We start from the raw sequence: 19,000 nt of genomic DNA on the forward strand, positions 1-19,000 counted from the left end.
AGCGTTCGTCCTGAGCCAGGATCAAACTCTCCAACAAAAACTTGTTGAAAAACTGTCCCGACAACAAAAAGTGTTGCCAAAGGAATCCAAGACCAGCCAAACCGAAGCCCGACCAGTCCAGGGTATAAATCATAATTGGCACTGGCTTATCAAGCACCCTGTTGAGTTCTCAAAGAACAACCACACACCACTCGGGCGTCCCACATTGTGGGAACCCGCTTGGGGCAACTCCTCTACCTTACTCGGCTCACTTCCTGTCGTCAACCTCGTGTCCGAGGTGATCAAGGAAATGCTCCGAAGTCCACGATGACGCTCGCCGTATGAGGGCGGTCGTTGCTGTCGTGGGAATCCGCAGACCGGCCGATCGCCACTTCGTGGCTATCCGCCCGGCTCCTGCCGGCTTCCGAACTCTACCCGGTCGGTCTCGCGATCGCAACCCCGTCTTGGAGTGTCCTCGCACCGCCCGGTCCTCAGCCTCGCCCGGCGTTCCCGCCACGAGCCTGGTGCCGTTGTCGGCCGGTTTGTCCGGCCTCCCGCGTGCAGAGAGAAAGTTACGCCGCCCGCCCGGAGAAGGCAAATCGGCGTTCGTCACTGTGGATCCCGAGCGGCCGCCGGCGGTCGCGCATTCGTGATGACCGCGTGGGTCCGCAGGCGGTCCCGGCGTGCCAGAGTGTCTGTCATGGCTGACCTCCCGCGCATCCGGGTGACCGTGCTCGCCGAGGACGCGCTGACGGGACTGCTGCTGCCGTTCTGGCAGCTGGTCATCGGCGCCTTCGTGGTCTTCGTCGTCCTGGTCTCGGTGGCTCGGCTGGCCCGCCGTGGTCGGTCCCGCATGACGACGGCACTCCTGGTCACAGCCGCCGCGATCGCCGGCTTCGCCGTGCTGGGCGTACTGCTTCAGGGGTGAGCGTCAGAGGCGGCGGTTCGCGAGGCTCGGCAGCTCGGCGCGGATGGTCCGCAGCCGGTCGAGATCGAGGTCGGCCACGGCCAGGCCCGGGCCGTCGGGCACCTGGGTGAGCACCATCCCCCACGGGTCGACCACCATGCTGCGTCCGTAACAGGTCCGGCTCGGCTCGTGGTCGCCGACCTGCCCCGCCGCGGCGACGAAGCACTGGTTCTCGATCGCCCGCGCGCGCAGCAGCACCTCCCAGTGGTCCCGCCCCGTGTGGACCATGAAGGCCGCCGGCACCACGAGCAGCTGGGCGCCGCCCTCGACCACGAGCTGCCGGTACAGCTCCGGGAACCGCAGGTCGTAGCAGATCGACAGGCCGACGCGAAGGCCCTCGACGTCGACGACCACCGGCTGGTCACCCGGGACGACGGTGGCCGACTCCAGATAGGAGACCCTGCCGGGGATCTCCACGTCGTACAGGTGGATCTTTCGGTAACTGGCGGCAAGCGTGCCGGAGCGGTCGAAGACCAGGGAGGTGTTCCACGTGCGGTGTGGATCCGGCCCGCGCTCGTGGATCGAACCGGCGATCAACCAGATGCCCAGCCGCCGGGCGACGCCGGCGAAGAACCGGCCCACCTCGCCGTCGACCGGCTCCGGTTCGGGGAGCCCTGCGGCGGGGCCGAGGTAGTCGACGAGTTCCGGCAGGAGCGCCAGGTCCGCGCCGGCCGCCGCCGCGCGTTCCAGCACGGCCTCCGCGGCCGCGAGGTTCGCCTTACGGTCGTCCCGGGAGTTCAGCTGACAGACGGCGACGCGCATGGGGATCAGCGTACGACCGGAGGGGGCGTGGCGACAGCGTCGAAGCGGTGGCGGGGCTCCCGGGCCACGGGTGGGTCGAGCCTCCAGGCGTCGGTCGGGCCGGACACGACACCGCGCCCGACCGGAGCGGTCGGGCGCGGCGGCGGTGGATCAGGCCGACTTCTCCTCGCGGTCCCGCCGGGCACGCCGGCCGGTGAACTCGCGGGGAACGATCGTCGGGTTGACGTTCTCGAGCACCACCTCGCGGGTGATCAGCACCCGGGCGGCGTCGGGGTTGCTCGGCACCTCGTACATCACGGAGAGCAGGACCTCTTCCATGATCGCGCGCAGGCCGCGGGCGCCCGTGCCGCGCAACATCGCCTGGTCGGCGATCGCCTCCAGGGCCGGCGGCTCGAACTCCAGCTCGACGCCGTCGAGCTCGAAGAGGCGTTGGTATTGCCGGACCAGGGCGTTGCGCGGCTCGGTGAGGATGCGCACCAGGGCGGTGCGGTCGAGGCTGCGCACATTGGTGATCACCGGGAGCCGGCCGATGAACTCGGGGATCAGGCCGAACTTCAGCATGTCCTCCGGCATGACCTGGCTGAAGATGTCGTCGGTCGACCGCTCGGAGACGGACCGGAGCCGGGCGCCGAAGCCCGTGCCGCCGTGGCCGGTGCGGGCTTCGATGATCTGGTCGAGCCCGGCGAAGGCACCACCGCAGATGAACAGCACGTTTGTGGTGTCGATCTGGATGAACTCCTGGTGGGGGTGCTTGCGCCCGCCCTGCGGTGGCACGTTGGCCACCGTGCCTTCCAGCATCTTGAGCAGCGCCTGCTGGACGCCCTCGCCGGAGACGTCCCGTGTGATCGACGGGTTCTCCGACTTGCGGGCGATCTTGTCGACCTCGTCGATGTAGATGATGCCGGTCTCGGCGCGCTTGATGTCGTAGTCGGCGGCCTGGATCAGCTTGAGGAGGATGTTCTCCACGTCCTCGCCGACGTAGCCGGCCTCCGTGAGCGCGGTGGCGTCGGCGATGGCGAACGGCACGTTCAGCATCCGGGCCAGGGTCTGCGCCAGGTGGGTCTTGCCGCACCCCGTCGGGCCGAGCAGCAGGATGTTGGACTTGGCCAGCTCCACGGCGTCACTGCCGGAGCCCGGCGCGCCGGCCGCCTCGGCCTGGATCCGCTTGTAGTGGTTGTAGACCGCGACGGCGAGCGCCTTCTTGGCCTGGTCCTGCCCGACGACGTAGGTGTCGAGGAACTGGCAGATCTCCATCGGCTTGGGAAGCTCTTCCCACTTCACCTCGCCGGACTCGGCCAGCTCCTCCTCGATGATCTCGTTGCAGAGATCGATGCACTCGTCGCAGATGTAGACCCCAGGGCCCGCGATGAGCTTTTTGACCTGCTTCTGCGACTTACCGCAGAACGAGCATTTCAGTAGGTCGCCGCCGTCACCGATCCGTGCCACCTACGTTCTCCCTGCACTCGTCGGCCGGAGACCCGGCCCTCGCCTGCGGACGTGGAAGCGTCCGCCTCGTTTCACCCCGCTCGTCCACCCCGCCAACGTACCGGTGGAGCGGCACAGACCCGACGTTACCCGCTGGCGGAGGTTTCTCCGACCCCCAAAACGGGTGTGTCAGACGGTCGGCCGGGAGCGGACTCCCGGCCGACCGCGACCCGAGCTGTTCAGCTGGCGGCGTTGGCCGCCAGCAGGCCCTTCTTGCGGCTGGTGAGGATGGTGTCCACCAGCCCGTACTCCTTGGACTCCTCGGCCGTCATGATCTTGTCACGGTCGATGTCCTTGCGGACCTTCTCGATCGGCTGGTTGCAGTGCCGCGAGAGCATGTCCTCGAGCTGCGTGCGCATCCGCAGGATCTCCCGGGCCTGGATCTCGATGTCCGAGCCCTGCCCGTAGCCGCCCTCGGTGGCCGGCTGGTGGATGATGATCCGCGAGTTCGGCAGCGCCATCCGCTTGCCCGGGGTGCCGGCGGCCAGCAGCACGGCCGCCGCGCTTGCGGCCTGGCCGAGGCAGACCGTCGAGATGTCCGGCCGGACGTACTGCATGGTGTCGTAGATCGCCGTCATGGCGGTGAACGAACCGCCGGGCGAGTTGATGTACATGATGATGTCGCGGTCCGGGTCGGTGCCCTCGAGCGTCAGCAGCTGCGCCATCACGTCGTTGGCCGACGCGTCGTCGACCTGGACGCCGAGGAAGATGATCCGGTCCTCGAAGAGCTTGTTGTAGGGGTTGGACTCCTTGACCCCGTACGACGTGCGCTCGACGAACGACGGCAGGACGTAGCGGTTGTGCACGGCCGCGAACTGGGGCGGCAGGCTCAGGTCGGTCATCGTCAGCTCCTCAGCTCAGGGTCCCGGCGCCATCCGGAACCTGGGCGGCCCCGATGATCACCTTGTCGATGAAGCCGTAGTCCAGGGCCTCCTGGGCGGTGAACCAGCGGTCGCGGTCGGAGTCCGCCTCGATCTGCGCCTGGCTCTGACCGGTGTGGTGCGCGACCCGCTCCTGGAACATCCGCTTGGTGTAGAGCATCTGCTCCGCCTGGATGGCGATGTCGGACGCGGTGCCGCCCAGACCGCCGGAGGGCTGGTGCATCATGATCCGCGCGTGCGGCAGGGCGTAGCGCTTGCCCTTGGTGCCGGCGCAGAGCAGCAGCTGACCCATCGACGCCGCCATGCCCATCGCCACGGTCGAGACGTCGTTGTCGATGAACTGCATGGTGTCGTAGATCGCCATGCCGGAGTAGACCGAACCGCCCGGCGAGTTGATCCAGAGGTTGATGTCGCGGTCCGGGTCCTCCGCGGCGAGCAGCAGGAGCTGCGCGCAGATGCGGTTGGCGACCTGGTCGGTCACCTCGCTGCCCAGGAAGATGATGCGTTCCTTGAGCAACCGGTTGTAGACCGAGTCGTCGAGGTTGCCAATGGTGTCGCCACCGCGGGCATCGATCGCCCGGAGCGGCTTCGCTTGGATGTGCATGTCGGTCATGGCAGCCCTTCGCTCTCCGTACCGTCCTACCCGACACTAACCGCTCAGCCGGATGGCAGAGCGCCGGTCCGGGCAGTGTTCGCTATCAGCGCAGTACCGCCGAGGCGTACCCGAAAAGGGAATCGGCCGCCGTCCACCGCAGGCGGCGGACGGCGGCCTCCCCGCACTGTCAGTGCTCGTGGTTGTGCTCGGCCTCGTTCTCGGCGCGCAGCGCGTCGAGGGTGACCTCGTTGCCCGCCGAATCCTTGATCTTGATGCGCTCCATGACCGAGGCCAGGGCCTTGCCCCGCCGCACGTCACCGAAGACGGCACCGGCCGCGCCCGAGCGGACCAGCTGGTCGTAGTACTGCTGCGGAGCCATCCCGGCGCGCTGGGCCCGGTGCACGATCTCGTGGCCGAACTCGTCGTCGGAGACCTGCACGTCCTCGGCGTCCGCCAGGGTGTCCAGCAGCAGCTGGACCTTGACGCCCTCGGTCGCCGCCTCGGTCAGCTCGGCGTCGATCTGCTCCTCGGTCTTCTCCTCGGCCGCCAGGTATTCCTCCAGGGAGGCGCCGATCCGCTCGAGCTGGTCGACCATCGCCTGCTTGCGGCTCTCGACCTCCTCGCGGACGATGCCCTCCGGCGCCGGCACCTCGGCGGCGGCCACCATCTGCTCCAGCGCCTTGTCGCGGGCGGCGTAGATCTGCTCGACCCGCTTGCCCCGGGTGACCCGCTCCCGCAGGTCGCCGCGTAGCTCCTCGATGGTGTCGAACTCGCTCGCCATCTGGGCGAACTCGTCGTTGAGCTCCGGCAGCTCCTTCTCCTTGACCGTGCGGACGGTCACCGCCACCTCGGCGTCACGGCCGGCGAAGTCGCCGCCGACGAGCTGGGTGGTGAAGCTGGTGTCCTCGCCGGCGGCCAGGCCGACGACGGCCTCGTCCAGGCCCGGGAGGAGCTGCTTGCTGCCGACCTCGTGGGAGATGTTGCTGGCGGAGCCGCCCGGCACGTCCTCGCCGTCGACGGTCGCGTTCAGGTCGATCTGGACGTAGTCGCCCTCCTGGGCGGCCCGCTCGACGGTCTTCAGGGTGGCGAACCGCTCGCGCAGGTTCTTCACCTGCTCGTCGATCTCGCTGTCGTCGATCTGGAGCTCGTCGACGGTCACCTCGATGGTGGCCGGGTCCGGCAGGGTGATCTCCGGGCGGACGTCGACCTCGGCGGTGAAGTTCAGCGAGTCACCGTCGTTGAACTCGGTGATCTCGACCTCGGGACGGCCGAGCGTCTTCAGGTCGTGCTCGCGAACGGCGGCGAGGATGTTCTGCGGGATGGCCTCCTGCACCGCCTCGTTGAGGACGGTGCCCCGGCCGACCCGCTGGTCGATCACGGCCGCAGGAATCTTGCCCTTGCGGAAGCCGGGCACCTGGACCTGCTGCCCGATCTCCCGGTACGCCTTCCTGAGGCTCGGCTCGAGCTCGACGAACGGCACCTCGATGGCGAGCCGCACGCGCGTCGGGCTCAGAGTCTCGACGGTGCTCTTCACAGGCGTACTCCTTGACGGATCTCGGTTTTAGTCTGGGCGTGATTAGCCCATCGAGTGTAGGCGAGCCGGCCGGGCGCACCGGCAGCGGCCGGGGACCGCACAGAGGGCGACCCCGGCGACCGGCCGCGGACGACAGTCGGGGTGGCGGGATTTGAACCCACGGCCCCTCGCTCCCAAAGCGAGTGCGCTACCAAGCTGCGCCACACCCCGTGGCGACGAGCAGTCTATGCCGTCGCGACCCGCCGGAAGTCCCGGGGCGTCCCTCAACGCGCCGAAGGGGGACCAACCGGACATCCGGCGCGGCCAGGACCCGCCCGTCGCTCCCCCGGGCGGGATACAGCTGCGCGAGGCGGGCGGGTCATTGGGTACGCTGTCGGCGCGCCCACGGCATCCGGGCGCACGCGGGCGTAGCTCAATGGCAGAGCTTCAGTCTTCCAAACTGACGGTGCGGGTTCGATTCCCGTCGCCCGCTCCACAACTTCCGGCCCAGGTCAGCGGTGTTGCTGCCGAGCCTGGGCCGTTCTCGTTCCAGCGCTCTTTGATCTTGCGTGCCACTAACGTGCCAGTAGCGCCGGCCGTGCCGTCCGAGGCGGGTTCGCGTGCCGGCCGCTTCGGCTTCGCGTCCTTGCAGGTCCCTTCTGGATCAGCGGGCCGCGCAAGCGCGGCCCGTCCGCCGCGCCCGGCCTGCTGACGGCCTCCGGCCGGCGCGGCGGGCTGCATCTCCTGGTTGGACTGGCAGGGCGAGACCGGTCGCGCTTCGTGGGTGCGAGGTATCGGGAGATGCCGTCCGTAGCATCGACCCGGTGGTTTCCCAGATGGATGCAAACGACGGTGTTGTCGACTCCGCCATGCCGGTGCCGGCTGCGGGTTCCCGCGATGCGTTTCGCGTGGAGTTCGTCCCGACCAGTCAGGACGGTCGGTTCGGTGAGTTCCAGCTCTACGTGGGTGGCGTCCCGATCGGGGACGGCAGCACAACTGCCTGGTACCCGCACTACACGGATCTCTGCCGCCTGTGCAGGCTGGCGGAGCAGCCTGGCATACGGGAGCGGGAGCCGTTGCACCTCGGCGACACCTTCGACCACCTGAATATGTACGTGGAGATGACCGAGCTCGACGTGGTGTTCACTTTCACCACCCGCCCCCGTTTGGAGTGGGATATGCCACCGCCGTGGGCGCCACCGGTGGGCGTATGGATGCGGTTGAGCGTTCCCCGTTTGGAGTTCATCAGCATCTGGCGTCAGGCCGAGCCACAGTTCCGCTCTCTCACGGCAGGACGGTAGCCGGGACTTCGCCCGCATGGCGGGCTTTCCTCAGAGCGAACGATGATCACCGGACAGTCGCCCTCATTCGGGAGTCGGGGCGCCGCCCTGCTGGCGGCCTCCGGCCGGCATCGGCCGACGCGGTGGGCCATGCCCTGCCTTAGGGATAGATCTGAACGACGCCGTCCGAGGGATCCAGGGTCGACAGGTCAGGGAGCCGGGCACCAGCCTGTGCCGCGACAGCGGCCACAGCCTCGTAGAAGCCCTCAAACAGCTCGCTGGCCGTGACGAACTCTCCGGAGACGTGGCTGATGTCCAGTTCCACGAACCGCTGATTCTCGGGAGGCAGCAGCCAGGCTTGGACGGAGACGTTGGCTATCTCCGGCCATCGGTATAGGGCCGTGCCGGCGGTGTACACCAGGTTGATGCCGATGTCATCGACGAACACCCGACTGACCACGGGATGCACGGTACGTGGCTGAGCTATCGGCGTGAAGCGTTACCGCAGAACGCGGCGACGCCGTACCGATCGCGTGGACGGCCGGCTGGCACCGAGGTCGGAGCGATCGGCTGCCGTGCCGCTCCGCGGCTTGCCACCGGGTACCGGGGGCCCAGGCGCACGGAGAGCCAGCGACACGGCAAGCCGCCCCCGGCCCGAACGGCGATGAACAACGCCCAGCCGCCACACGGGACGAACAGCACTCCCGTCACGAGGGCACCCACCCACAGCAGAGCAGTCGAACGACGGATGGCGGCTGTCATCAACACGACCGTCACTGCGGCCGGCACGCCCAACCGCACGCTCGCATGGCTCCAGCGACGCCCTGCGAGGCGCAGGTTCCACCACGAAGCCGCAGCGACAGCGGTAGCCAGCCGGCGTGAGCTGACATCCCCCGAGGTGCGTCGCCTGCGGCACATTCCTGGCGCATCGAGACGAATGCGTCGAGGCGTGCAACGCGCGCTCGCGGCACGAACACCACCGGGTGCAACGGGGGACGCACCGCCGAGGGACCATGCGTGCGCTTGACCTCGATCAGCCATGGTCACGACCGGGCGGCACGGCACCGCGACATGGTACCGAAACAGCGCCAGACCGAGGCGGTAGTGAGCAAATCAGATCGCTATGCCGATCACTCACCTATCGTGGCCATTGATCGCACACCAGGGCATGTCGAGGCGGAGCAACAACCGCCCTGCCGAAAAGGTGGAAAATGGCGAAGAAGGTTGCCGTCAAAGTAAACGAGGATGCCATCGTCTGGAAGGAGTTCACCAGCGCCAAGGGGAAGAAGTACGAGGTGGGCTACCTCAGCGAACCCGACGCGGACCAGGGAGGATCGGCTGCGCCCGAGGGGAAGTCCGACTTCGGCATCAGCTGCAACTGGCCCGTTGGTGGAAACGACTGGATAACCACCGAGGCCAGTTTCAAGACCACGACGGCTATCTCGAGGTACAAGCTGCACTCCAATACGGACATGTCGGGGGAACAAGTCGGCGGATATGCCTACCGGCTGGAATTCTCCAACGAAGAGCACTACGACTACGACTTCTTCGACCAGGAAGGCGACAGTTACGGGTGCAACACCTTCAGCAATACGGACCATTTCGTTCGGTACAACTCGGAGAAGCCCACGATCGCGTACATCAAAGGTAGTTAGCGCCGAGAGCCGTTGCGGCGGGTGCATGGCAGCGCCGGGAGCGCTCCTCACTCTGAGGGTGCAGGTTCCAGCCCGTCGTCTGCTCCACAGGTTCCGGCCCAGGTCGCCGGCGTTCCCGCCGCACCTGGGTCGTTCTCGTTGCGGGGCGGAGACGCCGACTGGCGGCGGTCCTCGCCATCGCCGGCCCCGAGGATCGAGCGCCCTGACGGACGGTGATATGCGCAGCCCGAGCCGCACCACCGTCAGGTGAGTCCTCGGGTACTTATCGGCGAGCGACGCCGCGACGATCGGAAGGCGACCGCCGTACGACGTGGGTAGTCTTTCGGCGTGGAGCTTGATGATCTTCCGACGGCGGAGTTCGCCTTCCCCGGGCCGCTGCGGGACCAGCTGGTGGCCGCGATCCTGTCCGGCGCGAAGACGTCGACGTCCAGCCTCGTGCTCGGCTACGAGCGGACGGACGAGCCGATGCCCGAGGTGGGTGAACGCTCGGCGGTGATCGACTCGGCGGGCCGGCGGGTGGCGGTGATCGAGGTGACCGAGGTACGCGTGGTCCGGCTCGGCGACGTCGACCAGCCGCACGCCCTCGACGAGGGCGAGGGGTACGAGTCGGTGGCGCAGTGGCGGGCCGGGCACGAGACGTTCTGGCACAGCGCGGAGGTGCGCGCGGAGCTGGGCGACCCGGGCTTCACCGTCGACGACGACACCGAGGTGCTGCTCGAGCGCTTCCGGCTGGTGCACACCGTCTGAGCGCCCCTTGCCGCACGCGCGACCCGGGCGCGCGGCGGCACGCGCCGTACGCCCGGGTCGGTCGCCCGCTCAGCCCCAGTTCTGCGGGGCGGGCTGGCGGGTGGTGGCGTTCAACCGGTTGAAGAAGTTGGTGGTGGCGAGCCAGAGCACCAGCGCGGCCAGCTCCTTCTCCTCGAAGTGCCGGGCGGCCTCGTCCCACACCTCGTCGGGCACGGGGTCGGCCCGGTCGGCGAGCCGGGTCGCGGACTCGGCGAGCGCGAGTGCGGCCCGCTCGGCGTCGGTGAAGTACGGCGTCTCCCGCCAGGCGGCCAGCGCGAACAGCCGCTCCTCGGTCTCCCCCGCCTTGCGGGCGTTGCGGGCACCGGAATCGACGCAGGCGCTGCACCCGTTGATCTGGCTGGCCCGCAGGTGGACCAGCTCCAGGGTGCTCCCCGGGACCCCGGCCGAGTGGGCCGCCTTGTAGAGCAGATTGATCGCCTTCACCGCGTCGGGAAGCAGGGTCGCGGGGTTCTGCATACGGGCCTGTACGGACATCGTGTGCCGTCCTTCCTGTTACGCTGCCGACGCCCCCGCCGCAGCGCTTCCTTCTCCGTCACCCTGCTGTCGACAGCCGGAGGGGCGACGTGACAGATGTGACCCGGGCCACACAAAGGCCGGAGGTCGACCGGGATGGCGAGGCCGTGAGCGACACCGACCTGCTCGCCGAGCGCTTCGAGGAGCAGCGCCAACGGCTGCGCTCCGTGGCCCAGCGGATGCTCGGCTCGCGGGCCGAGGCCGACGACGCGGTCCAGGACACCTGGCTGCGGCTCAGCCGCGCCGACGTCGACGGCATCGAGAACCTGCCGGGCTGGCTCACCACCACCGTCGGGCGGGTCTGCCTCGACCGGTTGGGCTCCAGCGCCGCGCGGCACGAGCGGCCCGCCGACGTGGCCGCCGACGAGTCGACCACGCCCGGAGCCGGCGAGGCCAACCCCGAGCGGGAGGCGATGCTCACGGAGTCGGTCGGGCGCGCGCTGGACGTGGTGCTGCGGACCCTCGGCCCCACCGAGCGGCTCGTGTTCGTGCTGCACGACATGTTCGCGGTCTCCTTCGACGAGCTCGCGCCCGTGGTCGACCGGAGCCCGGCCGCCGTACGGCAGATCGCCAGCCGGGCCCGCCGGCGCGTGCAGGGCGGGTCGCCGGCGCCGGAGGCCGACCGGGCCCGGCAGCGTGGGACCGTCGAGGCGTTCCTCGCCGCGTCCCGCGAGGGGCGCTTCGACGACCTGCTCACCCTGCTCGACCCGCACGTCGTCCTGCGCTCCGACGCGGCGGCCGTACGGATGGGCGGGGCCGGCGAGGCACGCGGCTCGGCCACGGTCGCCAACTTCTTCTCCGGCAAGGCGCAGGGGGCCGTGCCGGCGTTCGTGGACGGCGCACCGGGGGCGGTGGTGCTCGTCGACGGCCGTACCCGCCTGGTGCTCAGCTTCGTGGTCACCGACCGGATCCTCGGCATCGAGGTGGTCGCCGACCCCGCGCAGATCGCCGGCCTGGACCTGGTCGTCGGGTGACGGTCCGCGCCGCCTGAGCCGCCCGTCAGGGCGCGATCGGCGCAGGTGCGGCTGCTGCGTACGATTCGGGGCCGGGCATCCCCTCGTCCCGCGGAGGTAACGGCAGATGGCAGGCCAGCACGAGGGGTACGCCCTCGGCGTCGACCTCGGCACGTCCCACACCGTCGCCGTGCTGCGCCGACCCGACGGGCACACCCGAGCACTGCTCGTGGACGGCCAGCCGATCATCCCCTCCGGCGTGTACGCCGACGCGGACGGGCTGCTGCACGCCGGCCGGGACGCCCAGCGGCTGGCCCGCACCGATCCGGGCCGGTACGAGCCCAACCCGAAGCGGCGCATCGACGAGCCCGCCGTCGTGTTGGGTGACCGCCGGTACCCGCCGGCCGAACTGCTGGCCGCGACGCTGCACGCGGTGGCCCGGGCGGCCGTCGAGGCGGTCGGGTTCCTGCCCCCGGCGGTGCTGACGTGCCCGGCGACCTGGGACGCCGCCCGCCGCCAGGTGCTGGCCGACGCCCTGGCGACGGCGGGCTGGCCGTCGGCGGCCGAGCACACGCTCTCCGGTCCCACGCCGCCGGGCACCCGGCTGCTGCGGGAACCGGTGGCCGCCGCCCGCTACTACACGCAGGTGCTGCGCCGCCCGGTGCCGGTGGGCGGGACGATCGCGGTCTTCGACTTCGGCGCCGGGACTCTGGACGTCGCGGTGCTGCGCAACGAGGGCGCCGACCCGTGGGGCGACTCCGGGTTCACGGTCGTCACCGCGGGCGGCGCGGACGACCTCGGTGGCCTGGACGTGGACGCCGCCCTGCTGGGTCGGCTCGGCGAACTGGTGGCCGAGGCGCATCCGGCGCGGTGGGAGCGGCTGACCCGCCCGGAGTCCGCGACCCAGTGGCGGGAGCGGCACGAGCTCTGGGAGAACGTCCGGGGCGCGAAGGAGATGCTGTCGCGGGTGCCGGCGGCGCCGGTGGCCGTGCCGGGGGTGGAGGCGGCGGTCACGCTCACCCGGGCCGACCTGGAGCGGGTGGCCGGGCCGCTGCTGGGCCGGGCGGTGGCGGTGACCCGGGACGTGATCGGCGCGGCCGGCCTCGACCCGCAGCAGCTCTCCGGCCTGTTCCTGGTCGGTGGCGCCACCCGGATGCCGATGGTGGCCCGGCTGCTGCACGCCGAGTTGGGCATCGCCCCGACCGTGCTGGAGCAGCCGGAGCTGCCGGTGGCCGAGGGGGCGCTGACCGACCTGCCCCTGCCCCGGCGCGCCCGGGCCGCCGACGCCTTCGCCGCACCCGCGCCACCGCCCGCCCCGGCGCAACCGGCCGGAGCACCACCGCCTGATCCCGCCGCGCCGGCACCGCAGGCCCCGGCACCGGCACCACAGGCCCTCGCACCGGCAGCGCCCGCCGTGCCGGCGCAGCCCGCATCTGCCGGCAGTTCGCCGCACGCGCCCGCCGCACCAGGGGACGGCGTCGGCGGCCACGACGGCGGTGTGCCGACCGTGCCCGCCGGCCCGGCCCCCACGCCGACGGCCGTCGCCGGACCGGAGGGCGTCACGCCGGCCCTGCCCGCCGGGCTGACGCCGACCATGGTCGCCGGGCAGTCGACCGCCCCGACCGTGCCCGCCGCACCGGCACCGGCCGACCCGTTCCCACCGCCGGGAGCGGGCCAGTCACCGTTCGCGCCGCCGGGCGCAGGCCCGTCACCGTTCGCGCCGCCGTGGGCGCCGGCTGCGGGCCCGTCGGGCGCACCCGCCGAAGGCCCGGCACCGTACGCACCGCTGGGGACTCCGGCCGCCGCCCCGGCCTCGGGTGCACCGGCGGGCGGCGCGGCACCCTACGCAGCGCCGGGCGTACCGCAGGGTGGTCCTGCGGGGGCGTGGCCGGGCGTACCCGTCTCCGGCACGCCGGTGTCGGTGTCGCCCGGCGGCGGCCGGAGTGGGCCGGCGCTCCCCCGACGCCGGGCGCTGTGGGTCTCGCTCGCCGCCGTGCTCGCGCTCGCCGGCGTGGCGACGGCGGCGGTGCTGTACCTGACCCGGGACCGCTACCCCGCCCTGGAGTTCCGGACCGTCGACCAGCTGACCCGGGTGCCCGCCGGCACGGAACGACCGGCGGACATGTTCACCGCGCTCCTCGGGCAGCGGGCCTATCTCGGGTATCCGCTCGGCGACGGGCGGCTGGAGGTGGTGGCGGTCGACGCCGGCACCGGCGCGGTGAAGTGGCGCAGGCAGACCGCGGCGTCCTCCGACCGGTGGAAGGGGATCGTCGCCCTGCCCGGCGCGGTCGCGGTCTTCGCCGACGCCATCGGCGACGACACCCCCCGGGACCTCGTGCTGCTCCACGGCGCCTCCGGCGACCAGCGGTGGCGCCGGTCGATCCTGGGCAACGACGACGTGATCTTCGGCGACGGCGTCGCGGTGCAGGTGGACCGCGCCGGAAAACGGCTCGTCGGGCTGCGTCTCGGCGACGGCGGGGAGGTCTGGTCGCAGCCCAGCCCGCGCGACGAGTACGACAACACCCGCACCAGCGTCCACCCGGTCACCACCGACAAGGCCCTGGGCGGCCCGGCCTTCCTCGACGGCTCCCCGCGCGATCCCTGGCGCGGCGAGGTCAACCGCATCGTGCAGGTGGGCGCCGACCGGTCGGTCCGACTCATCGACATGGGCAGCGGCCGGGTGGTCCGCACCCGCGCCGGGGTGGCCGACCACGACGACCTGGTGGTGGCGCACGAGGACCGCCTCTACGTGGCCCGCGACGACGCCGGTTACCAGCTGCTCGCGTACGACCTGACGAGCGACGCCCAGCCGAAGGTGCTGTACACGGCCGAGGACGACAAGCGCCGGCCGGAGGCTCTGGTGCCCTGCGGCGAGCGGCGGGCGTGCCTGCTGGAGGTGACCGGCGGCGACGACGAGACCACCGAGGTCGTGGCGGCCACCGAGGAGAAAATGAGCCGGTGGAAGGCACCCCGGGCGACCCGGCTCGTGCCGCTCGGCGAGCACCTGCTCGCCCGGCGGACCACCCCGGAGTCGGCCGGCACGCTGTTCGGCCCCGACGGTCGCGCCGTGCTCGCCGACCGTCGCGGGGTGGCGGTCCGGCTCGACGGGGGCAACCTGCTGCTCCTCGCCGACCCGCCCAGCTCGGTCGAGGACGACCGCAGCGTCGCCGGGCTGTCGGTGGGCTCGGGTGAGGTGGCCGAGCTGGGCCAGCTGGCGGACGTACGCAGCGACACGTGCTCGTGGAACACCAGCGTGATCGCCTGCGGTGCCGGCAGGCAGAGCGGGGACGCCGGGGCGGAGTCCCCGTACGGATTCGTGCTCTACCGGTTCGCCGGGTAGCCGACACCCCCACAGGCATTCAGATGGATCTATATAGCCGATAGCCTCCTCTCAACGGCCAGGCTGCTCCGCGTCCGGTCACGAGCCGGCGCGGGGCCGACAGGAGGAGGACCGGCAGATGACACTTCCCCGCACCCGGCGATGGCGGGCCCGCACGGTGGGCGTACTCGCCGCCGCCGCGGTCGTCGCCGCGATGGGCACCCCCGCGGCGGCCACCCCGGCCACCGGCGAGATCCTGCACGCCGACGCCCCGAACGCGGTGACCGACGGATACGTCGTCGTGCTCAGGGACGACGCCGTCGGACGCGCCGGCGACCGGCGGGCCACCGTCGCGGACACCGCCGGCCGCTTGGCCGACCGCTACGGGGCCACCGTCGACCGCGTCTACGGGCACGCGCTCGACGGATTCGTGGCGCACCTGCCGGAGCGGGCCGCCCGGCGGCTCGCCGCCGACCCGGCCGTGGCGTACGTGGAGCGGGACCGGGTGGTGACCCTCGTCGGGCCGGGCGTGCAGCTCAACCCGCCGTCGTGGGGCCTGGACCGCATCGACCAGCGCAACCTCCCGCTCGACGGCCGGTACGCCTACCCGAACACCGCGCACAACGTGCACGCGTACGTCATCGACACCGGCATCCGGAGCACGCACGGCGACTTCGGCGTCCGGGCCGGCGGCGGCGTCGACCTCGTCGACGGCGGTCCGGCGGACGACTGCAACGGTCACGGCACCCACCTGGCCGGCACCATCGGCGGCACCCTGCACGGGGTGGCGAAGGAGATCCGGCTGCGGCCGGTACGGGTGCTCAACTGCGCCGGCAGCGGCACCTTCTCCCAGGTGATCGCCGGGGTGGACTGGGTCACCGCGAACGCCGTGCGGCCGGCGGTGGCGCTCCTGGCGCTCGGCGGCGGCGCCAGCACGGCGCTGGACGCCGCGGTGAACCGGTCGATCTCGTCCGGGGTGACCTATGCCGTCACGGCGGGCAGCTCGAACGCCAACGCCTGCAACTACTCCCCGGCGCGGGTGGCGGCGGCGCTCACCGTGGCGGGCACCACCAGCACCGACGCCCGGATGCCGAGCGGCAACCACGGCAGCTGCATCGACCTGTTCGCCCCCGGCGCCAACATCACCTCCACCTGGCACACCGGCAACGCGGCGGTGAACACCATCAGCGGCAGCTCGATGGCCGCCGCGCACGTCACCGGCTGCGCCGCGCTCGCCCTCTCGGCCAATCCGACCTGGAGCCCCGCGCAGGTGGCCGCGTACCTGGTCGGCCGGGCGACGACCGGAGTGGTGACGGGCGTGGTCAGCGGCACGCCGAACCGCCTGCTCTACTGCGGCCCCTGACCCACGCGGCCCGCCGCACCGGCGGGCCGGGGGACTCACCCGCAGCCGTGGCCGTGGGCTCCGGCCGTTGCCGGGGCCACGGCTGCGGCCGTGGCCGCGAACTCCGGCTACGGCCACGGCCGCGGCGGGAGATCGATGTTCGGCGGGCCTTGTCCGCGCAGGGCCCGCCGACTAAGTTCAATCGATGATCGACTATCTGGTCATCGGCGGCGGAATCGCGGGCGCCAGCGCCGGACACCACCTCGCTCCGTACGGGACCGTGGTGCTGCTGGAGATGGAGCAGGTTCCCGGCCAGCACTCCACCGGCCGCTCGGCCGCCGTGTTCTCCGAGTACTACGGCGGGCCGGCGGTGCGCGCGCTGACCCGGGCCAGCCGGGGCTTCCTCACCGCGCCGCCGCCGGGGTTCGCCGAGCATCCGCTGCTCACTCCGCGCGGCACGCTCAGCCTCTGCCCACCGGGCAGCGAGGACGCCTTCGAGGCGGCCCTGCGCGACGGGGCCGAGGTGGACCCGCCGGCCCGCGAGATCGACGTCGCCGACCTGCCCCGGCACTGCCCCGTCGTGCGGCCGCAGTGGTGCCGGCGGGCGATGGTGAAGCCGGCCGTGCGGGACCTCGACGTCGCCGCGCTGCACCAGGGCTACCTGCGCGGCATCCGGGCGGCCGGCGGCCGGGTCGTGTGCGGCGCGCGGGTGCGCCGGCTGCGGCGCGGCGGCGACGGCTGGCAGGTGCGCACGGACGCGGGCGAGTTCAGCGCCCGGGTCGTCGTCAACGCGGCGGGCGCCTGGGCCGACGAGGTCGCGGCGGCGGCCGGCGTACGACCGGCGGGGTTGACGCCCCTGCGGCGCACCGCCTTCCTGGTGGACGCGCCGGCCGGCGTCCCGGCGGGGGACTGGCCGATGGTCAACGACGTCGACGGCACCTTCTACTTCAAGCCGGAGTCGGGGCGCCTGCTGGTCTCCCCGTGCGACACCACTCCCGCGCCGCCGGGCGACGCCCGCCCCGACGACCTCGACGTGGCGATCGGCGCCGACCGGGTGCAGGCGGCGACCACACTGGACATCCGTCGCGTCCACCAGCCCTGGGCCGGGCTGCGGACCTCCGCCCCGGACGACGTGCCCGTGATCGGCCCGGCGCCCGACGCCCCGGATTTCCTCTGGATGGCCGGGCTCGGCGGCTACGGCGTCCAGACCTCGCCGGCGGCGGGCGCCCTGCTCGCGGCGCTGGCGGTCGACGCCGCGCCCCCGGTCGATCCCACCCCGCTGTCGCCGTCCCGCCTCCCCTGACCCGACCCGGCCACCCCGCCGCCCGGCCACCCCGCCGCCCGGCCACGCGCGTCGGTGTCATGGGGTCGGCGGCAGCCGGGGAGACCGGCTTCGCCGCCAACCGCATGACCCGCGGAGCGTGGGGCGAGGGCGGGGAGTCAGCCGGAGTGTTGGTGCAACGGGGAGCGGCGGGGCAGCATCGTCCATGCCGAGAGGGCCGCCGACAGCAGCGCCGCCAGCAGCATCACCTGGAAGACCGCCGGGTAGCCGGCCATGCTGGCGACCAGGCCGGCCAGCGGCGCCCCGGCCACCAGGCCGATGTCCCAGAACGAGGTGAACGCGCCGAGCGCCGTCCCCTGGTGGGCCGGGTCCGTACGGTTGATCACCAACAGGGCCAGTGCCGGGAAGAGCAGCGAGAGCCCGGCGCCGATCACCAGCCCGCCGAGGACCGCGACCAGCAGGTTCGGCGCGACCGCGACCAGGAGCAGCCCCACCGCCTCCACCAGGGCCGACCCGACGGCCACCCGGCCGGCGCCGAGCTTGTCGGGCAGCCCGCCCACGACGAGCCGGACCCCCACGTAGGTGAAGCCGAACGCGTTGAACGCGACGATGCCGTTCTCGATGCCCCGCTCCGCCATGTGCAGGGCCACGAACGCGGCCAGCGCGGCGTAGCCGAACCCGGCCAGGGAGAGCGCGACGCCGGGCGCCACCGCGCTGCGCGGCAGGATGCCGGCCCGGCCCGCCGGGCTCGCCTGCTGCGGCCGCGGCCGGGTGGCGACGAGCGCGGCCCCGACGGCCGCCGCCAGGACCGCGAACAGCCACACCGCCGGATAACCGGAGGTACGCAGCAGCACCGCGCCGAGCAGGGCGCCCAGCGTGATGCCCAGCCACATGTAGATGCCGTACAGGCCGACGACGCGGCCCCGCCGGTCGGCCGGCGCCAGCGCCACCAGCCAGGCCGCGCCGGCGGTGTAGACGGCCGCCTCACCGATCCCGTGCAGGACCCGGACGCCGACCAGCACGCCGACGTTGCCGGCCACCAGGTAGGCCGCCCCGGCGGCGGCGCACACCACCGCCCCGCCCAGCATCACCGTCCGGTACCCGTGCCGGTCGCCGAGCCGGCCGGCGATGGGCCGGGCGATCACGGCGGAGACCGCGATCGCGGCGATCACCACCCCCACCTCGACCCGGTTGCCGCCCAGCTCGTCGAGGACGTAGAACGGCAGCACCGCCAGAGACGCGCCCACGCCGAGCAGGCACAGGAAGATCGCGGCGAAGAGCGGGACGATGGGCCGGTAGAACGATAGTTTCCCGCCGGTCGTGGTCATGCGGTGACGCTCCTAGCCCGTGCTCCGTGAGGCCTTGCTGGGCGGTGAGGTGGTCCGGCGTCGCGGTTGCCGACGCAGGTCGAGTCCCCAGTGGATCGACCAGCGACCGGGCAGACCGAAGGCCGGCCGGGCACCTCGCGCTCAGGATAGCGGCATCGAAGCGGAACGATCCAATCAGCGACTGAAGACGTCGCCGACGGCTGCACCACCACCTGGGTCCACGACCCCTCAACCGGGTCCGCGAACGCGCCAGCCCTGGCGGCAGCCTGCTGACGAAGCAGCCCTGGGGCGAACTTCCGCGTCGCGTGAGGTCATCCGACGACCGCCAGGAAATCCGAG

At 71.9% G+C, this 19,000-nt stretch carries 17 protein-coding genes and 2 tRNA genes; 10 read left to right on the top strand and 9 right to left on the bottom strand.

Annotated elements, in window-relative coordinates:
* Positions 1–310 (top strand): hypothetical protein (locus EV374_RS33015; protein ID WP_207914524.1); only part of this gene is annotated, 310 nt, incomplete at its 5' end.
* A 369-nt stretch (positions 311–679) separates the two neighbouring features.
* Positions 680–907, top strand: coding sequence for a hypothetical protein (locus EV374_RS24490; protein ID WP_132239233.1), 228 nt, complete (start codon positions 680–682; stop codon positions 905–907).
* A 3-nt stretch (positions 908–910) separates the two neighbouring features.
* Here EV374_RS24490 and EV374_RS24495 read toward each other — a convergent pair whose 3' ends face one another.
* The 6 genes from EV374_RS24495 to EV374_RS24520 form a co-directional block, all read right to left on the bottom strand.
* Positions 911–1,708 carry a carbon-nitrogen hydrolase family protein gene (locus tag EV374_RS24495; RefSeq protein ID WP_132239235.1) on the bottom strand — a complete coding sequence of 266 codons (798 nt, stop codon included), beginning with the start codon at positions 1,706–1,708 and terminating at the stop codon, positions 911–913.
* Between the two features lie 150 nt (positions 1,709–1,858).
* A complete protein-coding gene (gene clpX, locus EV374_RS24500; RefSeq protein ID WP_132239237.1) occupies positions 1,859–3,154 on the bottom strand; it encodes an ATP-dependent Clp protease ATP-binding subunit ClpX in 1,296 nt (431 codons plus the stop codon).
* Positions 3,155–3,372: 218 nt separating this feature from the next.
* The gene (locus EV374_RS24505) at positions 3,373–4,035 is read right to left on the bottom strand and encodes an ATP-dependent Clp protease proteolytic subunit (protein WP_132239239.1); all 663 of its coding nucleotides are present in this window, start codon (positions 4,033–4,035) and stop codon (positions 3,373–3,375) included.
* 10 nt (positions 4,036–4,045) lie between these two features.
* A complete protein-coding gene (locus EV374_RS24510) occupies positions 4,046–4,687 on the bottom strand; it encodes an ATP-dependent Clp protease proteolytic subunit (protein WP_091628855.1) in 642 nt (213 codons plus the stop codon).
* Between the two features lie 169 nt (positions 4,688–4,856).
* Positions 4,857–6,203: a trigger factor gene (gene tig / locus EV374_RS24515; RefSeq protein WP_132239241.1), complete on the bottom strand. Its 1,347-nt coding sequence runs from the start codon at positions 6,201–6,203 to the stop codon at positions 4,857–4,859.
* Positions 6,204–6,339: 136 nt separating this feature from the next.
* Positions 6,340–6,413, bottom strand: a tRNA-Pro gene (locus EV374_RS24520).
* 191 nt (positions 6,414–6,604) lie between these two features.
* Between EV374_RS24520 and EV374_RS24525 the strand changes: the two genes are divergently transcribed.
* Positions 6,605–6,678, top strand: a tRNA-Gly gene (locus EV374_RS24525).
* A 328-nt stretch (positions 6,679–7,006) separates the two neighbouring features.
* Entirely contained in the window at positions 7,007–7,483 is a 477-nt protein-coding gene (locus EV374_RS24530) for a hypothetical protein (protein WP_132239243.1), read from the top strand.
* 139 nt (positions 7,484–7,622) lie between these two features.
* Here EV374_RS24530 and EV374_RS24535 read toward each other — a convergent pair whose 3' ends face one another.
* Entirely contained in the window at positions 7,623–7,922 is a 300-nt protein-coding gene (locus EV374_RS24535; protein WP_165947903.1) for a PH domain-containing protein, read from the bottom strand.
* Positions 7,923–8,673: 751 nt separating this feature from the next.
* Between EV374_RS24535 and EV374_RS24540 the strand changes: the two genes are divergently transcribed.
* Entirely contained in the window at positions 8,674–9,117 is a 444-nt protein-coding gene (locus EV374_RS24540; RefSeq protein ID WP_132239247.1) for a hypothetical protein, read from the top strand.
* 327 nt (positions 9,118–9,444) lie between these two features.
* Entirely contained in the window at positions 9,445–9,864 is a 420-nt protein-coding gene (locus EV374_RS24545; RefSeq protein WP_132239249.1) for an ASCH domain-containing protein, read from the top strand.
* A gap of 69 nt (positions 9,865–9,933) precedes the next feature.
* On the opposite strand, the gene EV374_RS24550 is transcribed toward EV374_RS24545, so the two are convergent.
* The gene (locus EV374_RS24550) at positions 9,934–10,398 is read right to left on the bottom strand and encodes a carboxymuconolactone decarboxylase family protein (protein ID WP_207914526.1); all 465 of its coding nucleotides are present in this window, start codon (positions 10,396–10,398) and stop codon (positions 9,934–9,936) included.
* A 146-nt stretch (positions 10,399–10,544) separates the two neighbouring features.
* On the opposite strand from EV374_RS24550, the gene EV374_RS24555 reads away from it, so the two are divergent.
* The 4 genes from EV374_RS24555 to EV374_RS24570 all read left to right on the top strand — a co-directional run bounded on the left by EV374_RS24555 (position 10,545) and on the right by EV374_RS24570 (position 17,354).
* Positions 10,545–11,411, top strand: coding sequence for a sigma-70 family RNA polymerase sigma factor (locus EV374_RS24555; protein WP_132239251.1), 867 nt, complete (start codon positions 10,545–10,547; stop codon positions 11,409–11,411).
* Between the two features lie 106 nt (positions 11,412–11,517).
* Entirely contained in the window at positions 11,518–14,730 is a 3,213-nt protein-coding gene (locus tag EV374_RS24560) for an Hsp70 family protein (RefSeq protein ID WP_132239253.1), read from the top strand.
* 118 nt (positions 14,731–14,848) lie between these two features.
* The gene (locus EV374_RS24565) at positions 14,849–16,072 is read left to right on the top strand and encodes a S8 family peptidase (RefSeq protein WP_132239255.1); all 1,224 of its coding nucleotides are present in this window, start codon (positions 14,849–14,851) and stop codon (positions 16,070–16,072) included.
* Between the two features lie 184 nt (positions 16,073–16,256).
* The gene (locus EV374_RS24570) at positions 16,257–17,354 is read left to right on the top strand and encodes an FAD-dependent oxidoreductase (RefSeq protein ID WP_132239257.1); all 1,098 of its coding nucleotides are present in this window, start codon (positions 16,257–16,259) and stop codon (positions 17,352–17,354) included.
* 137 nt (positions 17,355–17,491) lie between these two features.
* On the opposite strand, the gene EV374_RS24575 is transcribed toward EV374_RS24570, so the two are convergent.
* Entirely contained in the window at positions 17,492–18,661 is a 1,170-nt protein-coding gene (locus EV374_RS24575; RefSeq protein WP_132239259.1) for an MFS transporter, read from the bottom strand.
* Positions 18,662–19,000 lie beyond the last annotated feature (339 nt).

The sequence above is a fragment of the Micromonospora sp. CNZ303 genome (assembly GCF_004345505.1).

Excerpts from the sequence above, each read along its gene's own strand:
- EV374_RS24575 (WP_132239259.1), bottom strand. The coding sequence starts at position 18,661 with ATGACCACGACCGGCGGGAAACTATCGTTCTACCGGCCCATCGTCCCG.
- EV374_RS24505 (WP_132239239.1), bottom strand. The coding sequence starts at position 4,035 with ATGACCGACCTGAGCCTGCCGCCCCAGTTCGCGGCCGTGCACAACCGC.
- EV374_RS24570 (WP_132239257.1), top strand. The coding sequence starts at position 16,257 with ATGATCGACTATCTGGTCATCGGCGGCGGAATCGCGGGCGCCAGCGCC.
- EV374_RS24540 (WP_132239247.1), top strand. The coding sequence starts at position 8,674 with ATGGCGAAGAAGGTTGCCGTCAAAGTAAACGAGGATGCCATCGTCTGG.
- EV374_RS24510 (WP_091628855.1), bottom strand. The coding sequence starts at position 4,687 with ATGACCGACATGCACATCCAAGCGAAGCCGCTCCGGGCGATCGATGCC.
- EV374_RS24565 (WP_132239255.1), top strand. The coding sequence starts at position 14,849 with ATGACACTTCCCCGCACCCGGCGATGGCGGGCCCGCACGGTGGGCGTA.
- EV374_RS24495 (WP_132239235.1), bottom strand. The coding sequence starts at position 1,708 with ATGCGCGTCGCCGTCTGTCAGCTGAACTCCCGGGACGACCGTAAGGCG.
- EV374_RS24550 (WP_207914526.1), bottom strand. The coding sequence starts at position 10,398 with ATGTCCGTACAGGCCCGTATGCAGAACCCCGCGACCCTGCTTCCCGAC.
- EV374_RS24560 (WP_132239253.1), top strand. The coding sequence starts at position 11,518 with ATGGCAGGCCAGCACGAGGGGTACGCCCTCGGCGTCGACCTCGGCACG.
- EV374_RS24490 (WP_132239233.1), top strand. The coding sequence starts at position 680 with ATGGCTGACCTCCCGCGCATCCGGGTGACCGTGCTCGCCGAGGACGCG.